The organism is Pseudomonas fluorescens (genome assembly GCF_902497875.1).
GTDB lineage: Bacteria > Pseudomonadota > Gammaproteobacteria > Pseudomonadales > Pseudomonadaceae > Aquipseudomonas > Aquipseudomonas fluorescens_BR.
In genome coordinates this window covers 1-20,618 of sequence record NZ_CABVHY010000005.1, presented here as the reverse complement: position 1 = coordinate 20,618, position 20,618 = coordinate 1, and the positions used below count along the sequence as shown (strand labels likewise).

General features: G+C 59.1%; 17 protein-coding genes and 1 pseudogene. 10 read left to right on the top strand and 8 right to left on the bottom strand.

Going from position 1 to position 20,618, the window contains the following annotated elements; all coding sequences use genetic code 11:
• Positions 1-36: 36 nt before the first annotated feature.
• Positions 37-900, top strand: a complete 864-nt coding sequence (locus tag F8N85_RS35710; protein ID WP_412072482.1) for an RHS repeat-associated core domain-containing protein — start codon at positions 37-39, stop codon at positions 898-900.
• Between the two features lie 52 nt (positions 901-952).
• On the opposite strand, the gene F8N85_RS05925 is transcribed toward F8N85_RS35710, so the two are convergent.
• The gene (locus tag F8N85_RS05925; RefSeq protein WP_150802736.1) at positions 953-1,573 is read right to left on the bottom strand and encodes a TetR/AcrR family transcriptional regulator; all 621 of its coding nucleotides are present in this window, start codon (positions 1,571-1,573) and stop codon (positions 953-955) included.
• 165 nt (positions 1,574-1,738) lie between these two features.
• On the opposite strand from F8N85_RS05925, the gene copC reads away from it, so the two are divergent.
• Together copC and copD are read left to right on the top strand one after the other, a co-directional pair.
• Positions 1,739-2,104 carry a copper homeostasis periplasmic binding protein CopC gene (gene copC / locus F8N85_RS05920; protein ID WP_150802735.1) on the top strand — a complete coding sequence of 122 codons (366 nt, stop codon included), beginning with the start codon at positions 1,739-1,741 and terminating at the stop codon, positions 2,102-2,104.
• Positions 2,105-2,107: 3 nt separating this feature from the next.
• Positions 2,108-2,980, top strand: coding sequence for a copper homeostasis membrane protein CopD (copD, locus tag F8N85_RS05915; RefSeq protein ID WP_150802734.1), 873 nt, complete (start codon positions 2,108-2,110; stop codon positions 2,978-2,980).
• A 158-nt stretch (positions 2,981-3,138) separates the two neighbouring features.
• Here the strand turns inward: copD and F8N85_RS05910 are convergent, their stop codons facing one another.
• From F8N85_RS05910 to F8N85_RS05895, 3 genes and pseudogenes are all read right to left on the bottom strand, one after another.
• A complete protein-coding gene (locus F8N85_RS05910; RefSeq protein WP_150802733.1) occupies positions 3,139-4,047 on the bottom strand; it encodes a helix-turn-helix domain-containing protein in 909 nt (302 codons plus the stop codon).
• Between the two features lie 25 nt (positions 4,048-4,072).
• Positions 4,073-5,119, bottom strand: coding sequence for an NAD(P)-dependent alcohol dehydrogenase (locus tag F8N85_RS05905; protein ID WP_150802732.1), 1,047 nt, complete (start codon positions 5,117-5,119; stop codon positions 4,073-4,075).
• A gap of 351 nt (positions 5,120-5,470) precedes the next feature.
• A pseudogene (locus F8N85_RS05895) lies at positions 5,471-5,785 on the bottom strand (TSUP family transporter); the annotation flags it as partial.
• 126 nt (positions 5,786-5,911) lie between these two features.
• Between F8N85_RS05895 and proS the strand changes: the two are divergent.
• Positions 5,912-7,585, top strand: a complete 1,674-nt coding sequence (proS, locus tag F8N85_RS05890) for a proline--tRNA ligase (protein WP_224795649.1) — start codon at positions 5,912-5,914, stop codon at positions 7,583-7,585.
• 46 nt (positions 7,586-7,631) lie between these two features.
• Here the strand turns inward: proS and F8N85_RS05885 are convergent, their stop codons facing one another.
• Positions 7,632-8,432, bottom strand: coding sequence for a sulfite exporter TauE/SafE family protein (locus tag F8N85_RS05885; RefSeq protein ID WP_150802730.1), 801 nt, complete (start codon positions 8,430-8,432; stop codon positions 7,632-7,634).
• A gap of 167 nt (positions 8,433-8,599) precedes the next feature.
• Between F8N85_RS05885 and F8N85_RS05880 the strand changes: the two genes are divergently transcribed.
• Entirely contained in the window at positions 8,600-9,463 is an 864-nt protein-coding gene (locus F8N85_RS05880; RefSeq protein WP_150802729.1) for an MBL fold metallo-hydrolase, read from the top strand.
• Positions 9,464-9,468: 5 nt separating this feature from the next.
• Here F8N85_RS05880 and F8N85_RS05875 read toward each other — a convergent pair whose 3' ends face one another.
• The 3 genes from F8N85_RS05875 to bkdR form a co-directional block, all read right to left on the bottom strand.
• On the bottom strand, positions 9,469-10,977 hold the full coding sequence (locus F8N85_RS05875) for a metallophosphoesterase (RefSeq protein WP_150802728.1): 1,509 nt from the start codon (positions 10,975-10,977) through the stop codon (positions 9,469-9,471).
• On the bottom strand, positions 10,974-13,763 hold the full coding sequence (locus F8N85_RS05870) for a TRAP transporter substrate-binding protein (protein ID WP_150802727.1): 2,790 nt from the start codon (positions 13,761-13,763) through the stop codon (positions 10,974-10,976). Before F8N85_RS05870 ends, F8N85_RS05875 begins: the two co-directional genes overlap by 4 nt.
• A 140-nt stretch (positions 13,764-13,903) precedes the next feature.
• Entirely contained in the window at positions 13,904-14,392 is a 489-nt protein-coding gene (bkdR, locus tag F8N85_RS05865) for a Bkd operon transcriptional regulator BkdR (RefSeq protein ID WP_018929722.1), read from the bottom strand.
• 194 nt (positions 14,393-14,586) lie between these two features.
• On the opposite strand from bkdR, the gene F8N85_RS05860 reads away from it, so the two are divergent.
• The 5 genes from F8N85_RS05860 to F8N85_RS05840 form a co-directional block, all read left to right on the top strand.
• A complete protein-coding gene (locus tag F8N85_RS05860) occupies positions 14,587-15,822 on the top strand; it encodes a 3-methyl-2-oxobutanoate dehydrogenase (2-methylpropanoyl-transferring) subunit alpha (protein ID WP_150802726.1) in 1,236 nt (411 codons plus the stop codon).
• Position 15,823: 1 nt separating this feature from the next.
• Positions 15,824-16,882: an alpha-ketoacid dehydrogenase subunit beta gene (locus F8N85_RS05855; protein ID WP_150802725.1), complete on the top strand. Its 1,059-nt coding sequence runs from the start codon at positions 15,824-15,826 to the stop codon at positions 16,880-16,882.
• On the top strand, positions 16,883-18,157 hold the full coding sequence (locus F8N85_RS05850) for a dihydrolipoamide acetyltransferase family protein (protein ID WP_150802724.1): 1,275 nt from the start codon (positions 16,883-16,885) through the stop codon (positions 18,155-18,157). It begins immediately after the preceding gene.
• A 3-nt stretch (positions 18,158-18,160) separates the two neighbouring features.
• Positions 18,161-19,546 (top strand): dihydrolipoyl dehydrogenase, encoded by a 1,386-nt coding sequence (lpdA, locus tag F8N85_RS05845; RefSeq protein ID WP_150802723.1) that lies wholly within the window; start codon positions 18,161-18,163, stop codon positions 19,544-19,546.
• Between the two features lie 270 nt (positions 19,547-19,816).
• Positions 19,817-20,618 (top strand): branched-chain amino acid aminotransferase (locus tag F8N85_RS05840; RefSeq protein ID WP_150802722.1); only part of this gene is annotated, 802 nt, incomplete at its 3' end.

Here is a 20,618-nt window from a genome sequence, read left to right as displayed (position 1 = left end):
CGCAATGACGCTCAGCCGCTGGCACAAAGACAATGCATGGCTGGTGTCACTGAAACGACTCTACTGGCAACGGATCAACAACATTCGGTTCTGAAAACGACGGGCACAAACCCCCAGCAAATGGCCTATACCGCATACGGTCACCACCCTGTCGAAAGTGGCTTGAGCAGTTTGCTCGGCTTCAACGGTGAGCGTCCTGATTCAATAACCGGTCACTATCTATTGGGTCAGGGCAATCGTGCTTTTAACCCGGTATTGATGCGCTTCAACAGTCCGGATGAGTTGAGTCCTTTTGGTGAAGGTGGGATCAATCCGTATGCTTATTGCGGGAATGATCCGATCAACCGATACGACCCGACCGGAAATATTCCTGTTGCCAACTTCAGACCATGGAATTTCACAAAACTATTCAGACCATGGAAAAAGCAACCGCTGAACCTTTCATCCACCACTATTTCTCGATCGAGATTGGTAACGAGAAATCCACGCCTGGACGCGCAATTAGGTCAGCGAGGTACAACCACACGTAGACCAGACTCTTCAACATTAGTATCTCAGGCCGAGCCGTTTACCGGCCACCTTCCTAAAACTACAACAACGGGACAAAAACACGAATCTCCGAAAAGCTATGAAGCTATTCGCCTCCGAAAACTCATAGAAAGAGGGGATACGTTCGATCGTCTCACGGCATCAACCCCAGACTACAAGGTCTGGTCCAATCCAGACCTGACAAGTAGATTAAATAGATACACCGATCGATTATCGGAGCTGCAAAAAACAAATGCGGAAAAACGCCCTTTGGATAAAGCCAAGTATCAGATCAGATACACACAATACAGAATTAAAGAATTCAGCCTCGAAATTAATGGCGACCTGATTCGTTCCCAGCAAAACAGGTGATATTTATCTTGCCAACGTACGTAAGTGACAAATCACGGCTACCGCGCTCAGATCAAGGCTCCAACCCAATCCCCCGCAAAATCACACTGGTCACCGTCTGCACCGCCCGCTCGAACTGCATGTCCGACAGCGGCTGGTGATCATTGAGGATCATCACCTGGTGATCGAAGTCGGCGTAATGCTGGGTCGAGGCCCAGATCATGTACAGCAGACTCGAGGGCTCTACCGCGAGGATGCGTTTGTCTTCCACCCACTGACGAATCTTCGCTTCCTTCATTTTCGCCCAGTCGTACAGGCTGGCATCCAGCGCCACACCCAAGGTCGGTGCGCCGTGGATGATTTCATTGGCCCAGACTTTCGAGCCATAAGGCCGGCTGCGGGAGTGGTTCATCTTGGCGCGGATATAGCTGCTGAGCACCACCCGCGGATCGTCGAACATCTCGAAGCACAGCGCGTCCTGCTTCCAGACTTCCAGCAGGTCGAACAATACCGCGCTGTACAATTCGCTCTTGGTGCTGAAGTAGTAATGCAGGTTGGAGCGCGGCAGTTGCACTTCCTTGGCAATATCGGCCATCGCGGTACTGCCATAGCCCTTCTCGGCGAAGATTTTTTCCGCCGCCAGCAGAATTTTCTCGACGTTACTGCGACGGATCTCGATCTTGTGATTGCCCATGAGGGCTCCCTGGCTACAGCGTTGCTCAAGACTAGCATCCGCTCTAGCTCGGGGCGACAGCCGAAAACGAATCTTCTTACGCTAGACTTCCCCCGCGGGCATTTCACTCCTCGCGCGCTTCATGTTCTATTGACGCCACGTTGTACTCATTGAAGGTGCCCAACGATGCTGCTCAAAAAACGCCTGACCCTCACCGCCCTGCTGAGCTCGCTGCTCGCCGTATCTTCGGTGTTCGCCCACACCCATCTGGAAAGCGCGATACCGGCAGCCGAGAGCACCGTTGTTGCACCCCAGGAACTGCGCTTGTTGTTTTCCGAAGGGGTTGAGGCAGCCTTCAGCAAAGTCAGCCTGAGCAAGGACGGCATCGATGTGCCGGTCAAAAGCATCACCACCGAAGCCACCGACAAAAAGACCCTGATCGTGACCCCGGCAGCGCCGCTGGCAGCCGGTGACTACAAGGTCGAGTGGCAGGCGGTATCGGTCGACACCCACAAAAGCCAAGGCCATTACCGCTTCAAGGTCGGCCAGTAATTCATGTCGAACGCGCTGGTGCTGTGTCGTTTCCTGCATTTCGCCGTGGTGTTGATGCTGTTTGGCGCCTGTATCTTCAGACCCTTGCTGTTGGGCCGCGCGCCGCTGACCGAGGCGCTCGCGACTCTGGATCGACGCCTCAACGGCGTGACAAAACTGCTCGCCTTGTTGGCCCTGGCCAGCGGGCTTTGCTGGTTACTGCTGATCACCGCCAGCATGGCCGGGTCATGGCCGGCGGCGTTTGACCTGCCGACCGTGCAATTAGTCCTGAACAAGACCTTTTTCGGACAGGTCTGGAGCTGGCACCTGTTGCTCAATCTGTTGCTGGTCGTTTGCCTGATGACCCGATTGCAAACCTCATTGACCTTACGTTTCGTCCTCACGAGCCTGCTGCTGGCCACATTGGCGCCGGTCGGCCACGGCGCCATGCTCGACGGTCTCGACGGCCAGCTGTTGATCCTCAATCAGCTGATTCACCTGGCCTGCGTCGGCGCCTGGCTCGGCGGGTTGATGGTGCTGGCATTGATCCTGCTGCAACCCGCAGGCCAACCGATCGGTGTGATACTGCGACGCTTCAGCGGTATCGGTTATGGACTGGTGGCCGGTTTGCTGGTCACAGGTTTGATCAATATCCGGGTACTCACCGGGGTCTTTTGGCCGACGCCGCTGCTCTCCGGTTTTGCGCTGATCCTGCTGATCAAGGTCGCCCTCGTCGGCGGCATGCTGGCGCTGGCGCTGTTCAATTGGCTGCGGGTGAACGACTGCGAGCAGCGCCTGTCGACGCTGCGTACCAGCGTGATCATGGAATGGCTGCTGGGGGTGGCCGCGGTGGCGGCGGTTTCGTTGCTGGGGACGATGCCGCCGATGGGTGATTGAGTTTTCGACACGAAGATCAAAAGATCGCAGCCTGCGGCAGCTCCTACACCAACCGGGTACAACCGCGAAATAACGGATGTACACGATTCTGTAGGAGCTGCCGCAGGTTGCGATCTTGGCGATCTCGCGTGCGTCAAAAATCTCTCGGTGTTCAACCATCAAACCTGCGGGTGAAGAGGTCCGCGTTCCAGGCGCTTGCGATACTCCGACGGTGTCTCGGCCATTTCATGGCGAAAGTGCCGATTGAAGTTCGACAGGTTGGCATAGCCCACCTCGAAACAGATGTCCGAAATCGAAAGCCGGCTTTGCAGCAACAGACGACAGGCGCGCTGGATTCGCAGTTTGCGGGTCAGGTCGACGAAGGTGTGCCCGGTGGTGCGTTTGAAGAACCGTGAAAAGGCCGGCTCGCTCATCTCCAGTTGGCGGGCGATCACCGACATGCGCAGCTCTTCATGCAGATCCTTGAGGATGTAATCGAAGACCTGGGCCATGCGCTCGGAGGTCAGGCTGTCGAGCATCGGCGCGTACTGCTGACTGGCCAGGGTCCGGCCCTCCCCGGCGCCCGCCTCGTTCAGGGTTTGCAGCAGCGAGACAAACAGCGCAAGGCGCTTCAGGCCGTGACTGCGGCCGATCTCTTCGAGCAACTCGGCGGCCTGACGCCGAGTCGCGCCGCTGAACTCGATGCCCTGCCGCGCCCGACTGAACAAGCCGTGCAATTCATCCAGTTCCGGCAGGGTCTCGCGCAGTTTCAACAAGCTTTCGCCATCGAACTGCAGCACCACATCGCGGCCGATAATCTGCTCGCCGGGCGCCAGGTCACCGATCCAGTCATGGGGCAGTCCAGGGCCGATCAAGGCCAGATGCCCGGAACCGAAGTGGCCGATGTAGTCCCCGGCGAACAACCGGCCGCTGCCATGGCGAATCAAATGGATCTCGAACTGCGGATGATGATTCCAGCGCGCCAACGGGTACGGGTAGTCATGCTCGTACCAGCGAAAACTGTGCTGTGGCTCGGTGAAGATCACTTCAAGCTCGGAGAGCTTTTCAGTTGTTTTCTTGCTGTTCATCACCCGTGGGTTCCATTCTGGCAGGTCAACTCAAGGTCGGGTCGAAACTGATTTGCAGCTTTACATCCCCCGGCAAGGCACTGGCTGCCCGCTCGAAGGCTTCGACGCCGCGGGCAAAGGGAAAGGTCGCCGAGACCAGCGGTTTCAGATCGACCTTGCCGCTGGCGATCAGGTTTACCGCCCGTTGGTAGACATTGGCATACCGGAACACCGTTTCGATACGGATTTCCTTGGCCTGGGCAGCCACCACGTCAAATGCCACCGGTTCGACCGGCATGCCCACCAGCACCAGCGCGCCGCCAGGGCAGACACTGGCCAGGGCATCGTCATAGGCGCGGGGGCTGCCGCTGGCCTCGAACACCACGTCGGCGCCCCAGTTGTCGGTCAGCTCGGCGACCCTGGCCGGCAACTCGGCTTCGCGGACGTTGAGCGTAACGATACCGTCATAGCGGCGAGCAATCGCCAGTTTTTCCTCCATCAGATCCGATACCAGCACTTGGCTGGCCCCGGCCGCGAGCGCCGCCAGGGCGGTCATGATGCCGATGGTCCCGGCACCGATCACCACCGCCACATCGCCGGGTTTGATCCGCGCTTTCACCGCCGCCTGCATGCCGATGGCAAAGGGTTCGACCAGCGCGCCTTCGGCAAAACTGACGTGGGCCGGGAGTTTGTAGGTAAACGCGGCCGGATGAATCACTTCCGGCGTCAGGCAACCGTGCACCGGCGGCGTAGCCCAGAACACCACTGCCGGGTCGATGTTGTAGAGCCCCAGGCGCGAGGCTTTCGAGGTGGCGTCGGGAATCCCCGGCTCCATGCACACCCGGTCCCCGGCCACCAGATGCCGTACCCGGCTGCCGACCTCGACCACGGTTCCCGCCGCTTCATGCCCGAGCACCAGTGGCTGATCGACCACGAACGGACCGATCTTGCCATGGGTAAAGTAATGCACATCGCTGCCGCAGATACCCACGGTGTGGACACGAATCCGCACGTCGTCCGGGCCCATGAGCAACGGCAGGTCAACGTCGCGGATCGTCAGGGTGTGTTGTTTTTCCAGAACCAGGGCTTGCATGGTGAACCTCGCTTGTCGGAAGGCCGGTTCGATGCCGTCTCCCTCGGGTGGAAAACACCTGAACAAGTTCGGCTGGCCGTAGCGCCAGAATCCCATCGGCGCGCAACGCCAGCTAGCGCGGTGGTTTCGCCGCAGCGGTGGTTTTTTGCAAGGACGTGGGGGTTCGCACACACCCTGTGGCGAGGGGGCTTGCCCCCGTTCGGCTGCGAAGCAGTCGTAAAACCGGCTGATGCGTTCTACCTGAAAAACCGCGATTGCCGGTTTTAGGGCCGCTGCGCGCCCCAACGGGGGCAAGCCCCCTCGCCACAGCAAGCTCCCTCGCCACAAAACCCCATCAGCCCTTACACCTGCTTATGCCTTGACCAGCATATAACCCGCCACGACGATGCAAATGCTCGCAAACCCCACCTGCAACCCTCTGGCCGGCACACGCGATGACACCCGTCGGCCCAGCAGCATGCCGACGATGCTCGCGACAATGAACAGCACACCCGTCGAATTGATCGAAACGCCCGCGTAGAACGCACCGATCATCCCTATCGCCGAAATCAGGCTGATTACCATCAATGAGGTGGCGACGATTCCGCGCATTTGCACATCGGTCAGTTGCTTGAAGGCCGGCACGATCAGAAAGCCGCCACCCACCCCAAGCAGCCCTGACACAACGCACAGTTCCGGGGCGAAGTGCGGGATCCCGGTGAAATCCAGTGCCTCGCCTTCGGTGAAAGTGTCGCCGATCTGGATGGTGCTGTGGTTGCGCAAATCGATGATGACGCCAAGCAATGCCTAAAGATGCTCAAGCGTCGCGCAAAGAAAAGGAAACAACCTTACAAGAAACAGATCTGTCTGAAAGAATTTTCCGAAAAATCAAACAAAAAATATCAGTTCTTGAAATTTCAAACCTCAAAAAATATACATACACCTACACAACACCAATCTCAACATCACACGCTGTCTTCTCAAAGCCGGGGCATTATGAAAAACGCAATATCACCTACAAGAAGTGAAAACTTTTCCGAATGGTATCAACAAGTCATCAGCCAGTCTGAACTGGCTGAAAATTCTCCCGTTAGAGGTTGCATGGTCATCCGCCCTTGGGGCTATGGTATATGGGAACAGATTCAACGAGAGCTTGATCAAAAATTCAAGGATACAGGCCATGTGAACGCATATTTCCCACTTTTGATCCCATTATCCTTTCTTCAAAAAGAAACAGAACATGTCGATGGTTTTGCCAAGGAGTGCGCAGTCGTAACCCATCACCGTCTGGAACAGACCGCAGATGGAAAACTCACTCCCGCTGGCGAACTGGAAGAGCCTTTGATCATCAGGCCCACCAGCGAAACGGTGATCGGTGCCTCCTTTTCACGATGGGTGCAAAGTTATCGGGATCTGCCGCTACTCATCAACCAGTGGGCCAACGTCCTGCGCTGGGAAATGCGTCCAAGGATCTTCCTACGCACCTCAGAGTTCCTGTGGCAGGAAGGCCACACCGTTCACGGCTCCAGTGAAGAGGCCTTGGACGAGTCGCTGAAGATGCTGGATATCTATGAGCGGTTTACTGTCGATCACCTGGCCATACCAGTAATCAAGGGCGAAAAGTGCTCATGGGAACGTTTCCCGGGCGCCGTCAGTACCTACACCATTGAGGCGATGATGCAGGACGGTAAGGCCTTGCAAGCGGGCACCTCACATTTCCTGGGACAAAATTTTGCCCAGGCATCAGACATCCGCTTTGTTAACAAGGAAGGGGTAAAAGAACTGGCCTGGACTACTTCGTGGGGCGTTTCCACGCGTTTGATTGGTGCCATGATCATGGCCCATGGCGATGACGATGGCCTGGTGATCCCACCGCTGGTGGCACCGACGCAGGTCATCATTGTTCCGATCGTACGCAGTGAACAGGATGCCGAAGCCATCCATGCTTACTGCGACAAGTTGCAAAAGCAGATCTCCCGAAAAAAACTGAAGGGACAAAACCTGCGTGTAAACGTTGATAAGCGGGACATGAATGGCGGCGAAAAAAAGTGGTATCACATCAAGCGCGGTGTGCCTGTTCGGGTCGAGGTCGGGATAAAGGAACTGGAACAGAACATGGTTTCTTATTCCTGCAGAGACAACAGCAAAAAAACATTAAAAGTAGAGATGAATAGCTTTGTTAAAGACTTGCCAAAAACCCTGCAGGCCATTCAGACAGGCATGCTTGAAAGTGCCAGGAAAAAGCTGTCAGACAATACCGAAACAATTACTACGCTTGAAAACTTTAAACAAGCCTTCCAACGCAAGAACAAACTCAATACATTCGTTATCGCCCCCTTCATTGATGACGAGAAAGTTGAGAAAACCATCAGCGAACTGGGTGTAACCGTTCGATGCATTCCTCTCGCTCAACCCAAGGTTACAGCCACCTGTTTATTTACAGGTCAACCCACCAAATCCTGGGCACTGTATGCAAAGTCATATTGATGCCTGATCAGCAACAGCCCCGGCAGTATCAGGCGCTGTAGAGGGCTTAGGCCTTGAACAACATATAACCCGCCACGACGATGCAAATGCTCGCGAACCCCACCTGCAAGCCTCTGGCCGGTACCCGCGATGACACCCGTCGGCCCAGCAGCATGCCGGCGATGCTCGCGACGATGAACACCCCGCCAGTGGCGTCAATGGACACTCCGGCGTAGAACGCACCGATTACCCCTATCGCCGAAATCAGGCTGATTACCATCAATGAGGTGGCGACGATTCCGCGCATTTGCACATCGGTCAGTTGCTTGAAGGCCGGCACGATCAGAAAGCCGCCACCCACCCCAAGCAGCCCTGACACAACGCCGGTGACCGCGCCTAATGCGGCGAGGGTCGCCGAGCATTTCACGGTCCAGGAAAAACGCCCGGTCTGCTGATCGAGCATGCAGTTTTTCTGCCCCCAGGAAGCACTGCCATGATCACTCGGCCCGGCATCCCGGGATTCGCGACGCAGCATTCGCCACGCCACGATGACCATCAGCAGGCTGAACAGCACCATCAGGGTTTTTTCCGGCAAGCGATGGGCGAAGTAGATACCCACCGGCGAAAACAAGGCCCCGAGCAAGGCAATCAACAACGCCGCGCGGTAACGCACCAGGCCGTGTCGCAGGCCATCGATGGCGCCCACCGCTGCGGCGCTGCCCACTGCAAACAGCGCCACCGGCGCCGCCTGGGTCATGCTCCAGCCCAATCCCAGCACCAGCGCCGGCACCGCGAGAATGCCGCCGCCGGCACCGGTCAAGCCGAGAACCAGGCCCATCACCACACCAAAGAATGTTGCCAGAAGCATAGAACGCTCTTGATCCACTTAAAATAAAACCGGAAAGAACCCGGCCATTGAATGGCGCCCACGATACAACTCCACAAAGGTTTGCATCATTTAAAATCACATCCAGACTAGTCAGTGTGCGGATAAAGTACTTAACCTCTAGACGTCTCCCGAATGGATCTGCCCCTATGTCAGCGTTGATTCAAGCCTTCCTGGACGAAGCATCATCGACCTACACCTACGTGATCTTCGAGGGTGATGACGGGCACTGCGCGATCGTCGACCCGGTGCTCGACTACGATCCTGTCTCAGGGCGCACCGCGACTGTTCACGCGGATCGGGTGATCGCCTTCGTCCACGAACACCGCTTGCAGGTGCAGTGGCTGCTGGAAACCCATGCCCATGCCGACCACCTGTCCGCCGCACCCTATTTGCGGCAGGAACTGGGCGGCAAGATCGCCATCGGCGAGTCGATCAGCAAGGTTCAGGAAGTATTCAAGACCCTGTTCAACCTTGAGCCGGAATTTTCCGTCGACGGCTCGCAGTTCGACCACCTGTTCGCGCCAGACGAGGAATTCGCTATCGGCAACCTCAAGGCCAAGGCGTTGCACGTGCCTGGGCACACCCCGGCGGACATGGCGTACCTGATCGAAGACCAGTTGATCCTGGTCGGCGATACGCTGTTCCTGCCCGATGTCGGCACCGCCCGCTGCGACTTCCCCGGTGGCAATGCGCAGCAGATGTTCAGCTCAATCCACAAGTTGCTGGCCTTCCCTCCCGAGACCCGCCTCTACGTCTGCCACGACTACCCGCCCGCGGGCCGTGAGTCGCAATGCCTGAGCAGCGTCGGCGAACAACGCAAAAGCAATATCCATGTGCATGATGGCGTCGAGCAGGCTGCGTTCGTCGCCATGCGCAACCAGCGCGACGCCGGGCGGACTATGCCGACGCTGTTGCTGCCGGCGATTCAGGTCAATGTGCGCGCGGGAAATCTGCCGCCGGCCGAGGACAACGGGGTGAGTTACCTGAAGATCCCGATCAATCGGTTGTGACTGCTTCACCGGCAGTCAGCAATACCCGGCACCCTGAAGCGCCCGCCCCCAGACTCCGACATTTCCCACAGCCATAGCTCAGCCACTGGGCGCAAGGTACCCGGCCTGACGAACACCGCCGAATAACAGGCTTTGAGATCTTCCGGCCGTAGCGCGCGCAACGCTTGTGTAGGGGTCATGCCTTTAACAGCGGCCAACTGCAAAAAAGCCTCCTCGTCGACCAGCCGTTGAAAGGCTCCGGTGTTCACCACCATCACGCTGTGGGTGCTGCTCAGCGGGACCTTCCACCTGGACTCCCAGCGATGGGTATGCCCATAGACAAACAAATCAAATGGCCCCACGGCCTCTTCACGAGCCCTTAGGTGGCGCTTGAAAATCGCCGTCTTGGGCACCAGCACGTCCACCACCAGCGCAGACAACGCCGGGTTGCACGGGTTGATTTTGGTATACACAACGGCATTGCGGCATAACATTTCCAGGTCTTCGGTCGACATGCTCTTGAGCAGCTCATCGAGCTCGCGGCGCAGTTCCTCGCCTTCCGGATTGGTGTCCTGGAGTAGCGCCTTGAATGAATCCCCCTCCGGTAACGAATAGCTGAAAAGCCGGTGTCCGACCTTCTCCGCCGCCGCGCGATTGAACGGCGGGTCATGGGCGCCATTAGTCGACAACGCACGGTATTTCTGGCCCGGAGTGGTTTCAAAAATGTTGAAGGCAATGAACCTGGCCAGGTCCTGAATGGTTCCCCCCACGCCCCGCTCGCTCATTCGATAACGTGCTCCGGCGGTTTCCGGGTTCAGGTTGTCGATGACCGGATAGTTCATCTCCTGTTCATTGAACAACTGCTGCACGAACCGCTCTCCCCAAGGACGAATCATCAGTTGAGTGCCGCTTGCGTCGGTGGTGGTGACCTTCGGCCAATCGGCAAAGGCATTCACGTCACTGCCGATCTGCTGCCCGTGTTCGGCCACGATCCGCTTGTCTGCGGAGATCCACAGCCCACTTTCGACGAATATCACCCGCCCGCTCTGCGCCCCGAGACGCTCGACCAGCGGCGCCCGGACGGAGGGAATGAGCAAGGCCGCATCATGGTTGCCGGGCACCAGATAGAGTCGATTGCTCCCACGCGTGGAAAACTCCTGCAACGCCTGCAGATCGGCGTCATGGGCCTTGATGATTCGCCGGCTCAGGTCGACCAGCTCGGCTACCGAACAGCCGGCGCCGGCTCCGCTTCCCTGGCAGTGAATGTCATGGGGCAACTGCCACAGTTCCAGGAAGTCACCGACGATAATCAGGTCGACCTGGTCATTGCCCTCTTTGGAGGCTGCGGTCAGGAACCCTTTGAGCGCCCGCGGCCATCTGAAATCCTCATAGGGATGCCAACCTCCGTCGGTAGTACGTCCGAGCCCGAAATGCAGATCACTGACGAACACGCTCAGACGTTCTTGTGCATCCCCGTCACCCACGACAAACACACTTAAACAGGCCAATACAGCACTCCGGAGGCGACGCTTCATTGCACACCTCGCGCTTTCTGGTTTGACGCTGTCGGGGCACTACACATGTGCAGTTCGGGATCACCAATGATCTGGAACTCCAGGGCCATATCCGCGTAGCCCGAGCCTGGGCCATAGGTCTCGATGGTCTTCTGCAAGGCCTGATTGAAGATATCGATGACCCGGGCAGACGTACCACTGGCCCGCAACTGCTGGGCCACCGCAACGAAACTGACCGACAGCCGGGTACCGAAATCGGTGTCCACGGGAAAGGGTGACGCCACCACGGCACCCACGCCTCGACGCACCAGCATGTTGACGAACGTCTGGCTGGCCGCGGAGACACCCAGGGTCGAACACGCCGCCAGGACCGCCACGCTACCCGGCACAAACTGGCGTCTCATATCCGAGTCCAGCACCCGGTCGGGAAGCCCTGACGCAGAAAACGTCACATCGCCCTTGCCATGATGGGCCAGCAGGACCAGGGCACTGCTGACCGCGGAAGGCGGCTCGGCCTGGGTCATGAATTTGAGCAAGTCGGTGTTGTCCTGATACCAGTTGACCTCGCGCCCCTGCATCCGCCAGTCATCCTTCATCAGCAACTCCGCGGACTCGGCATTCACCCCATCCAGCATCCTGGGAATGGCAAAGTCCCAACCGCTGAAACAGGCACCGGGCTGGAGCGTCCGGGCATCCTGCAATGGCTGGACCACGGTAATGCGATGACTGAACAACTGGTTAGGCGCGTCCGCCCCCAACAAGGCCAGCGGCAGATTCTGCATTTGCCCAAACGAGTCGAAATAACGCACCAACACCACCGGAGCTTCGCTGCGTTGGCTCAGGCGCTGCATCGCCGTCCTTGCCCCATTGGCATTTCGCTGATCCGTCTGAGTACGGCCGTTGAACAGAATATTGTTCATCTGCCTGACGACCTCGGTATAAGGCTGTGGGGTCTCCAGGCGCTGGCGGGTGTTCGCGATGGACGCTGGCAGCATGGAGTCCTGCTCCAGAAAATGCGTCAGATTGCCGGCAAGCTCCCACGCATACACGGGTAGTGTCTTGCCCTGACGCTGAGCCGCGTCAATCTCCGAGCGATCGACGAACACCGCCACCGTCGTTGCGTCCCCCTCGCCCCTCGGGATCGAGTCGAATAGATGCAAGGCCGCGTCCGTGGGCGAAGACAGCCGCGCTCTTTTCCCCACCTCCAGCAACTGCTCCATTCCGGACACCAGTTCACCACCTCGGAGACTGGTGTCGCAGGCTTGCGGGTCCTTCTGACCGACTTCGCTCACTGGCACGCTGACCACGATGTAGTCCAGAGGGCGCAGCCCCGCAGCGTCCCAAATCGACAGCACAACCTGCGCGCAACCCGCCTGGCGGGCAATAAGCGGCCACACCATGGGTCCATCGACACTCAACTCCTTGGCCAGGTCACTCAAGGTGATCAGGTGATTGCGCGCTTTTTCCCGCACAGACTGATCGTTGACCCTGGCCGGCAGGCGATCGCGCTGGACATTGAATCGGCGCGCGCGAAAATCCGTACCCGGTGCCGGCTCAAGTATGCCGCCCATCAATACGGGTCGAACCAGCAAGTGGATCTCGTCGCTGTCCGGATCCGCAGCGATCTCTTCCTGCAGCAAGCCGCTGATCCCGCTGCTCAACGCTCCGGGATAAATCCCCCGGCCAAGATCCAGCACAAAGTCATAGGGCTTGCCTGCAACCAACGAAGCCTTGACCTGCCTGGGCGAGGATTGGAACCAGGCATTCCAGTTGATGGACCAGGGAGCACTGAGCACGCTGTAACTCAGGGTGGAGATCGGATTGATGCGCGCCTCGTACACCAGCGATGAACCAATCCTCTCGATCGCCGGCGCCTGGCGCGCAGCCAATGCGTCCTGCCATTGCGCCCGCACGCCCGAATCAACGCCCATCCAGGTAATTTCCGAGGACGCGCGCACCGCGTCGATGGCCTCGCGCTCCCGCGCGGCAATGGTCGAGGAGACATGCTCCTCGGCGTAGTTGATGACCTGGGTAATACGTTGCCGTGCCGGATCAGGCAATGTTGAAAAACGCGCAACCTGGTAGATGGCAATCAAGCCGCTGAAGCGGTGATCGCTTTGGGTCACGAATGCGGCATTGATTTTCGTCACCCGATCCCAAGGCACCTCTGCTGCATCGACCGCCCCGGAGGCCATTGCCGAAGCCATTTGGGTTTCAGACATTTCGATGGACTCGGCACCCACGCCTGACAAGTCCATCAACTGCCAATCCTCGCCGGAAACCGCGACCCTGGCACCCTTGAAGTCCCAGGGTGAACGCCTGGGCAATTGACTGGCGATAACCCGCGTTCCGCCGTACCAGACTCCGCCCAACGCCTGCAAACCCTGCGCCTTGAGTTGCTCGGCCAGTTGCGATTGCAACCGCGATCTCATGAAAAAGGAATAGGGCTTGATCTCCGGGAAGGTGAATGGCAGGCCGTAGATACCGAACGCAGGGGCAAATTCACTCAAGGCCCAAACAGGGACGATCGCCAGATCCGTCTCCCCTTGCATGACACTTTTGATCACGCTACTGGCAGATCCCACCTCGTGACTTCTCACGGTGGCAACGCCCTCCAGAGCCTTCTGAATGGCGCCCGTTGCCTGGTCAAATGTCGGGTTGTGGGGAATGGCGATGTCGATCAGAACGGGCCGATCCTCGGCAGACACCAGCAGCGAGGCGACGCACAACAGCAGCGCCAGGAGCCACCTGTGCCAGGTTGACCAGGAAGCTGCGCCCTTGCACTCGCAAACTTCCCTTTGGCCCATCACATCACCTCACGCTCGGCAACGCTTGTCGGCATGCGCAGCTGAGGACGACTGACTCTCTTATGCACCTTTATGAATAAAGCACCACGCCGGTGTTACTGCAAAGCCCCGTGATGAATGGAGCGGCCCCCTCAATGGAGCTACCCCGCCAGCGTCAAGCCATTGGCCGGCAACGGTAACGCGGTCTTGTAGCGGACCTGCTTGAGCGCAAAGCTCGAGCGGATATTCGCCACACCCGGAACCTTGGTCAGGAAATCCATCATGAACCGCTCCAGGGACTGGATGGTCGGCACCAGCACGCGGATCAGATAGTCCGGGTCGCCGGCCATCAGGTAGCACTCCATCACTTCCGGCCGGTCGGAAATCGCTTCTTCGAAATGCTGCAGGGCTTCCTCGACCTGTTTCTCGAGGCTGACGTGGATGAACACATTGACGTGCAGCCCCAGCAAGTCAGCGTCGAGCAAGGTGACTTGCTCGCGAATCAGCCCCAGTTCTTCCATGGCCTTGACCCGGTTAAAACAGGGGGTCGGCGACAGGTTGACCGAGCGTGCGAGATCGGCGTTGGTGATGCGGGCGTTCTCCTGGAGGCTGTTGAGAATGCCTATATCGGTACGATCCAGTTTGCGCATGAGACAAAACCACCTGTTTTTTGTGTTTATGAAGATTTTTTATCCTCAAATGAGTTAAAGCGCAACGAAACAGAGATAAATATTCTTCTTGGCGAGGCCTATGATTGTTGTAGGACAGGATTTCTTTTACCCAAAGAAAGATTGTCAGCGAGCGCGCCCACTACAAGAAATTCACAAGATCGAGCGTAGAAGCCATGAACCAACCGTATGAACCGCTGCGCCTGCACGTTCCCGAACCTTCGGGCCGCCCTGGCTGCAAAACCGACTTCTCCTACCTGCGTCTGACCGACGCCGGCACGGTGCGCAAACCCTCAATCGACGTTGAACCCGCCGACACGGCCGACCTGGCCAAGGGCCTGATTCGCGTGCTCGACGACCAGGGCAATGCCCTCGGTCCGTGGGCCGAAGGCGTGCCGGTGGAGATCCTGCGTAAAGGCATGCGCGCCATGCTCAAGACGCGGATCTTCGACAACCGCATGGTCGTCGCCCAGCGTCAGAAGAAAATGTCGTTCTATATGCAAAGCCTTGGCGAAGAAGCCATCGGCAGCGCCCAGGCCCTGGCCTTGAACATCGACGACATGTGCTTCCCCACCTACCGTCAGCAAAGCATTCTGATGGCGCGGGAAGTGCCGCTGGTGGACCTGATCTGCCAGTTGCTGTCCAACGAGCGCGATCCGCTCAAGGGCCGTCAGTTGCCGATCATGTACTCCGTACGCGATCACGGCTTCTTCACCATTTCCGGTAACCTCGCCACCCAATTCGTACAGGGTGTGGGCTGGGGCATGGCTTCGGCGATCAAGGGCGACACCAAAATCGCCTCGGCCTGGATCGGCGACGGCGCCACCGCTGAATCGGACTTCCACACCGCCCTCACCTTTGCCCACGTTTACCGTTCGCCGGTGATCCTCAACGTGGTCAACAACCAATGGGCGATCTCCACCTTCCAGGCGATTGCCGGTGGTGAAGCCACTACCTTCGCCGGTCGTGGCGTCGGTTGCGGCATCGCTTCCCTGCGGGTCGATGGCAACGATTTCATTGCCGTCTATGCAGCCTCGGCCTGGGCCGCCGAACGCGCGCGCCGCAACCTCGGCCCGACCATGCTCGAATGGGTCACCTACCGCGCCGGTCCGCACTCGACGTCCGATGATCCTTCCAAATACCGTCCTGCCGACGACTGGAGCCACTTCCCGCTGGGCGACCCGATTGCGCGCCTCAAGCAGCATTTGGTGAAAATCGGTCACTGGTCCGAAGAGGAACACGCCGCCGTCAGCGCCGAACTGGAAGCCGAAGTCATCGCCGCGCAGAAAGAAGCCGAGCAGTACGGCACCCTCGCCGGTGGCCAGACGCCGAGCGCCGCGACGATGTTCGAAGACGTCTACAAAGAGATGCCGGAGCACTTGAAGCGCCAGCGTCAGGAGTTGGGGATCTGACATGAACGACCACAACAGCAATATTCAGTTGGACACCGCCATGACCACCACCACCATGACCATGATCCAGGCCCTGCGCTCGGCCATGGATGTGATGCTTGAGCGTGACGACAACGTCGTGGTCTTCGGCCAGGACGTCGGCTACTTCGGCGGCGTGTTCCGCTGCACCGAAGGCCTGCAGAACAAGTACGGCACATCCCGGGTGTTCGATGCGCCGATCTCCGAAAGCGGGATCGTCGGCGTCGCCGTGGGCATGGGCGCCTACGGTCTGCGGCCAGTGGCCGAGATCCAGTTCGCCGATTACGTCTACCCGGCGTCGGACCAGATCATTTCCGAAGCGGCACGCCTGCGCTATCGCTCGGCCGGCGAGTTCACCGCCCCGATGACCCTGCGCATGCCTTGCGGCGGCGGCATCTATGGCGGCCAGACCCACAGCCAGAGCATCGAGGCGATGTTCACCCAGGTCTGCGGCCTGCGCACGGTGATGCCATCCAACCCCTATGACGCCAAAGGCCTGTTGATCGCCTCCATCGAAAACGATGACCCGGTGATCTTTCTCGAGCCCAAGCGCCTGTACAACGGCCCGTTCGACGGCCACCACGACCGCCCGGTCACCCCGTGGTCGAAACACCCGGCCGCGCAAGTGCCGGACGGTTACTACACCGTCCCACTGGACGTCGCCGCCATCGCTCGTCCGGGCAAGGATGTCACCATCCTCACCTACGGCACCACGGTCTATGTGTCGCAAGTCGCGGCTGAAGAAACCGGGGTCGACGCTGAAGTGATCGACCTGCGCAGCCTGTGGCCGCTGGATCTGGAAACCATCGTCAATTCGGTGAAGAAAACCCGTCGCTGCGTGATCGTTCACGAAGCGACCCGCACTTGCGGCTTCGGCGCCGAACTGGCCGCCCTGGTGCAAGAGCACTGCTTCCACTACCTGGAAGCGCCGATCGAGCGCGTCACCGGTTGGGACACTCCCTACCCGCACGCGCAAGAGTGGGCGTATTTCCCTGGTCCGTCCCGTGTGGGCGCGGCTTTGCATCGGGTTATGGAGGTCTGAATGGGCACGCACGTTATCAAAATGCCGGACATTGGCGAAGGCATCGCAGAAGTTGAGTTGTCGGTGTGGCACGTCAAGGTGGGCGACATGGTCGTCGAAGATCAGGTGCTGGCCGATGTCATGACCGACAAGGCGATGGTCGACATCCCTTCGCCGGTGAATGGCAAGGTCATCGCCTTGGGCGGACAGCCTGGCGAAGTCATGGCGGTTGGCAGCATCCTGATCAGCATTGAAGTCGAAGGCGCGGGCAACGTTAAAGAGTCGGCTCAGCCTGCGGCCGTTGCCGTTAAAGAAGCTCCGGTTGCGGCACCAAAGGCTGAAGCTGTGGTTGAGAGCAAACCGGCTGCAGCCCCGCGCCCAGCCGCCGTATGCCAGGGCCCGATGGTTGCTCGCGAGGCCGATGAGCGTCCGCTGGCCTCCCCGGCCGTGCGCAAACATGCGCTGGATCTCGGCATCCAATTGCGTCTGGTCCGTGGCACCGGCCCTGCCGGGCGGGTTCTGCACGAAGACCTCGACGCCTATCTAGCTCAAGGTCAACAGCCGCAATCGACCGCGGCTGCCGCTTACGCCCAGCGTAACGACGAAGAACAGATTCCGGTCATCGGCATGCGCCGCAAGATCGCCCAGCGCATGCAGGACGCCACCCAGCGCGCCGCGCACTTCAGTTACGTCGAGGAAATCGACGTCACCGCCGTGGAAGAACTGCGCGCGCACTTGAATGAAAAACACGGTGCGACCCGCGGCAAGCTGACTTTGCTGCCGTTCCTGGTCCGCGCCATGGTCGTGGCCCTGCGGGACTTCCCGCAGATCAACGCCCGCTACGACGACGAAGCCCAGGTCATCACCCGCCTCGGCGCGGTGCATGTCGGCGTCGCCACGCAAAGCAACATTGGCTTGATGGTACCGGTGGTGCGCCATGCCGAAGCCCGCAGCCTGTGGGACATCGCCGCGGAAATCTCCCGCCTGGCGACTGCCGCGCGCAACGGCAAGGCCAGCCGCGACGAACTGTCCGGCTCGACCATTACCCTGACCAGCCTCGGCGCGTTGGGCGGGATCGTCAGCACCCCGGTGCTGAACCTGCCGGAAGTGGCGATCGTCGGCGTCAACAAAATCGTCGAACGGCCGATGGTGATCAAAGGCCAGATCGTGATTCGCAAGATGATGAACCTCTCCAGCTCCTTCGATCACCGGGTGGTCGATGGCATGGACGCGGCGCAATTCATCCAGGCCATCCGTGGCCTGCTCGAACAACCCGCTACCCTGTTTGTGGAGTAAGTCATGCAACAGACTCTGAACACCAAGCTGCTGATCATTGGCGGCGGCCCTGGCGGCTATGTGGCGGCGATTCGCGCCGGGCAACTGGGCATTTCGACCATTCTGGTAGAAGGTCAGTCGCTGGGCGGCACCTGCCTGAACATCGGCTGCATCCCGTCCAAGGCGTTGATCCACGTCGCCGAACAGTTCCACCAGACGCAGCACCACAGCCAGCATTCGGCCCTGGGCATCAGCGTTTCGGCGCCGACCCTGGACATCGGCAAGAGTGTCGAGTGGAAGGACGGCATCGTTGATCGCCTGACCACCGGTGTCGCCGCGCTGCTGAAAAAGAACAAAGTCCAGGTCATTCAAGGCTGGGCCAAGGTCATTGACGGCAAAACGGTTGAAGTCGGTGACACGCGCATCCAGTGCGAACACCTGGTGCTGGCCACTGGCTCGAAAAGCGTCAACCTGCCGATGCTGCCCATCGGCGGGCCGATCATTTCCTCCACCGAAGCCCTGGCGCCAACCTCCGTTCCAAAACGGCTGGTCGTGGTCGGCGGCGGTTACATCGGGCTGGAACTGGGAATTGCCTACCGCAAGCTCGGTGCCGACGTCAGCGTAGTCGAAGCTCAGGACCGCATCTTGCCGGCCTATGATGCCGAGCTGACGCAGCCGGTACACGATGAACTGAAAAAACTCGGCGTGAAGCTTTACTTGAAGCACAGCGTCGAAGGCTTTGATTCGCAAGGAAACACCCTGCAAGTTCGTGACCCGAATGGCGATATCCTGAACCTGGAAACCGATCAGGTGCTGGTGGCCGTTGGTCGCAAACCCAATACCCAGGGCTGGAACCTCGAAGCGCTGAACTTGGACATGAACGGTTCGGCGATCAAGATCGACAACCGCTGCCAGACCAGCATGCGCAACGTGTATGCCATCGGTGACCTGAGCGGCGAACCGATGCTGGCCCACCGGGCCATGGCTCAGGGCGAGATGGTTGCCGAACTGATCAGCGGTAAAACCCGCGAATTCAACCCGACCGCTATTGCTGCCGTGTGCTTTACCGACCCGGAGCTGGTGGTGGTCGGCAGGACCCCGGACGAGGCCAAGGCTGCAGGTCTGGACTGCATCGTTTCCAGCTTCCCGTTCGCGGCCAATGGTCGGGCGATGACCCTGGAGTCGAAAAGCGGCTTCGTGCGGGTCGTGGCGCGGCGTGACAATCACGTGATTGTCGGCTGGCAAGCGGTCGGTGTGGGCGTTTCGGAGTTGTCGACGGCGTTTGGCCAGAGCCTGGAAATGGGCGCCCGGCTGGAAGACATTGCCGGCACCATCCATGCACACCCGACACTCGGTGAAGCTGTGCAGGAAGCGGCGATGCGGGCGCTGGGGCATGCGTTGCATATGTGATTCAGGGAGGTCGATGGCGTAGGTGATGGCCTCATCGCGAGCAAGCTCGCTCCCACAGGGGATTTGTGGTGTTTGTACATTTCAAGGCAAACCGGGATCAAATGTGGGAGCGAGCTTGCTCGCGATTTTCGAAGGCGACATCATTTATATGCCAATCACCCGACAGTCCGGGCTGCGAAACAACCCCGGAATGAAGTATTGTTGTACCCATCCAGAAAAACGTCAGAAGCCTTGAACCGTTGCGACGGTTGTTAAGCGATAGAGGGTGTCATGGGTAACGAGAGCATCAATTGGGACAAGCTGGGTTTTGACTACATCAAGACAGACAAGCGCTATTTGTCGCACTGGCAAGATGGCGCCTGGGACAAAGGCACCCTGACTGAAGACAATGTGCTGCACATCAGCGAAGGCTCCACTGCCCTTCACTATGGCCAGCAATGCTTCGAAGGGCTGAAGGCCTATCGCTGCAAGGACGGTTCGATCAACCTGTTCCGTCCGGACCAGAACGCCGCGCGCATGCAGCGCAGCTGCAGCCGTCTGCTGATGCCGCACGTGCCGACCGAAGACTTCATCGAAGCCTGCAAGCAAGTCGTGCGCGCCAACGAGCGCTTCATTCCGCCTTACGGCACCGGCGGCGCGCTGTACCTGCGCCCGTTCGTGATCGGCGTGGGCGACAACATCGGCGTGCGCACCGCGCCCGAGTTCCTCTTCTCGATCTTCTGCATCCCGGTCGGCGCCTACTTCAAGGGTGGCCTGACCCCGCACAAGTTCCTGATTTCCAGCTATGACCGTGCCGCGCCGCAAGGCACCGGTGCGGCCAAGGTCGGTGGCAACTACGCCGCCAGCCTGATGCCGGGCTCCCAAGCCAAGAAGGCGCACTACGCCGACTGCATTTACCTGGATCCGATGACCCACTCGAAAATCGAGGAAGTCGGCTCGGCCAACTTCTTCGGTATCACCCACGACAACAAGTTCGTCACACCGAGTTCCCCTTCGGTGTTGCCGGGCATCACCCGCCTGTCCCTGATCGAGCTGGCCAAATCGCGCCTGGGCCTGGAAGTGGTCGAAGGCG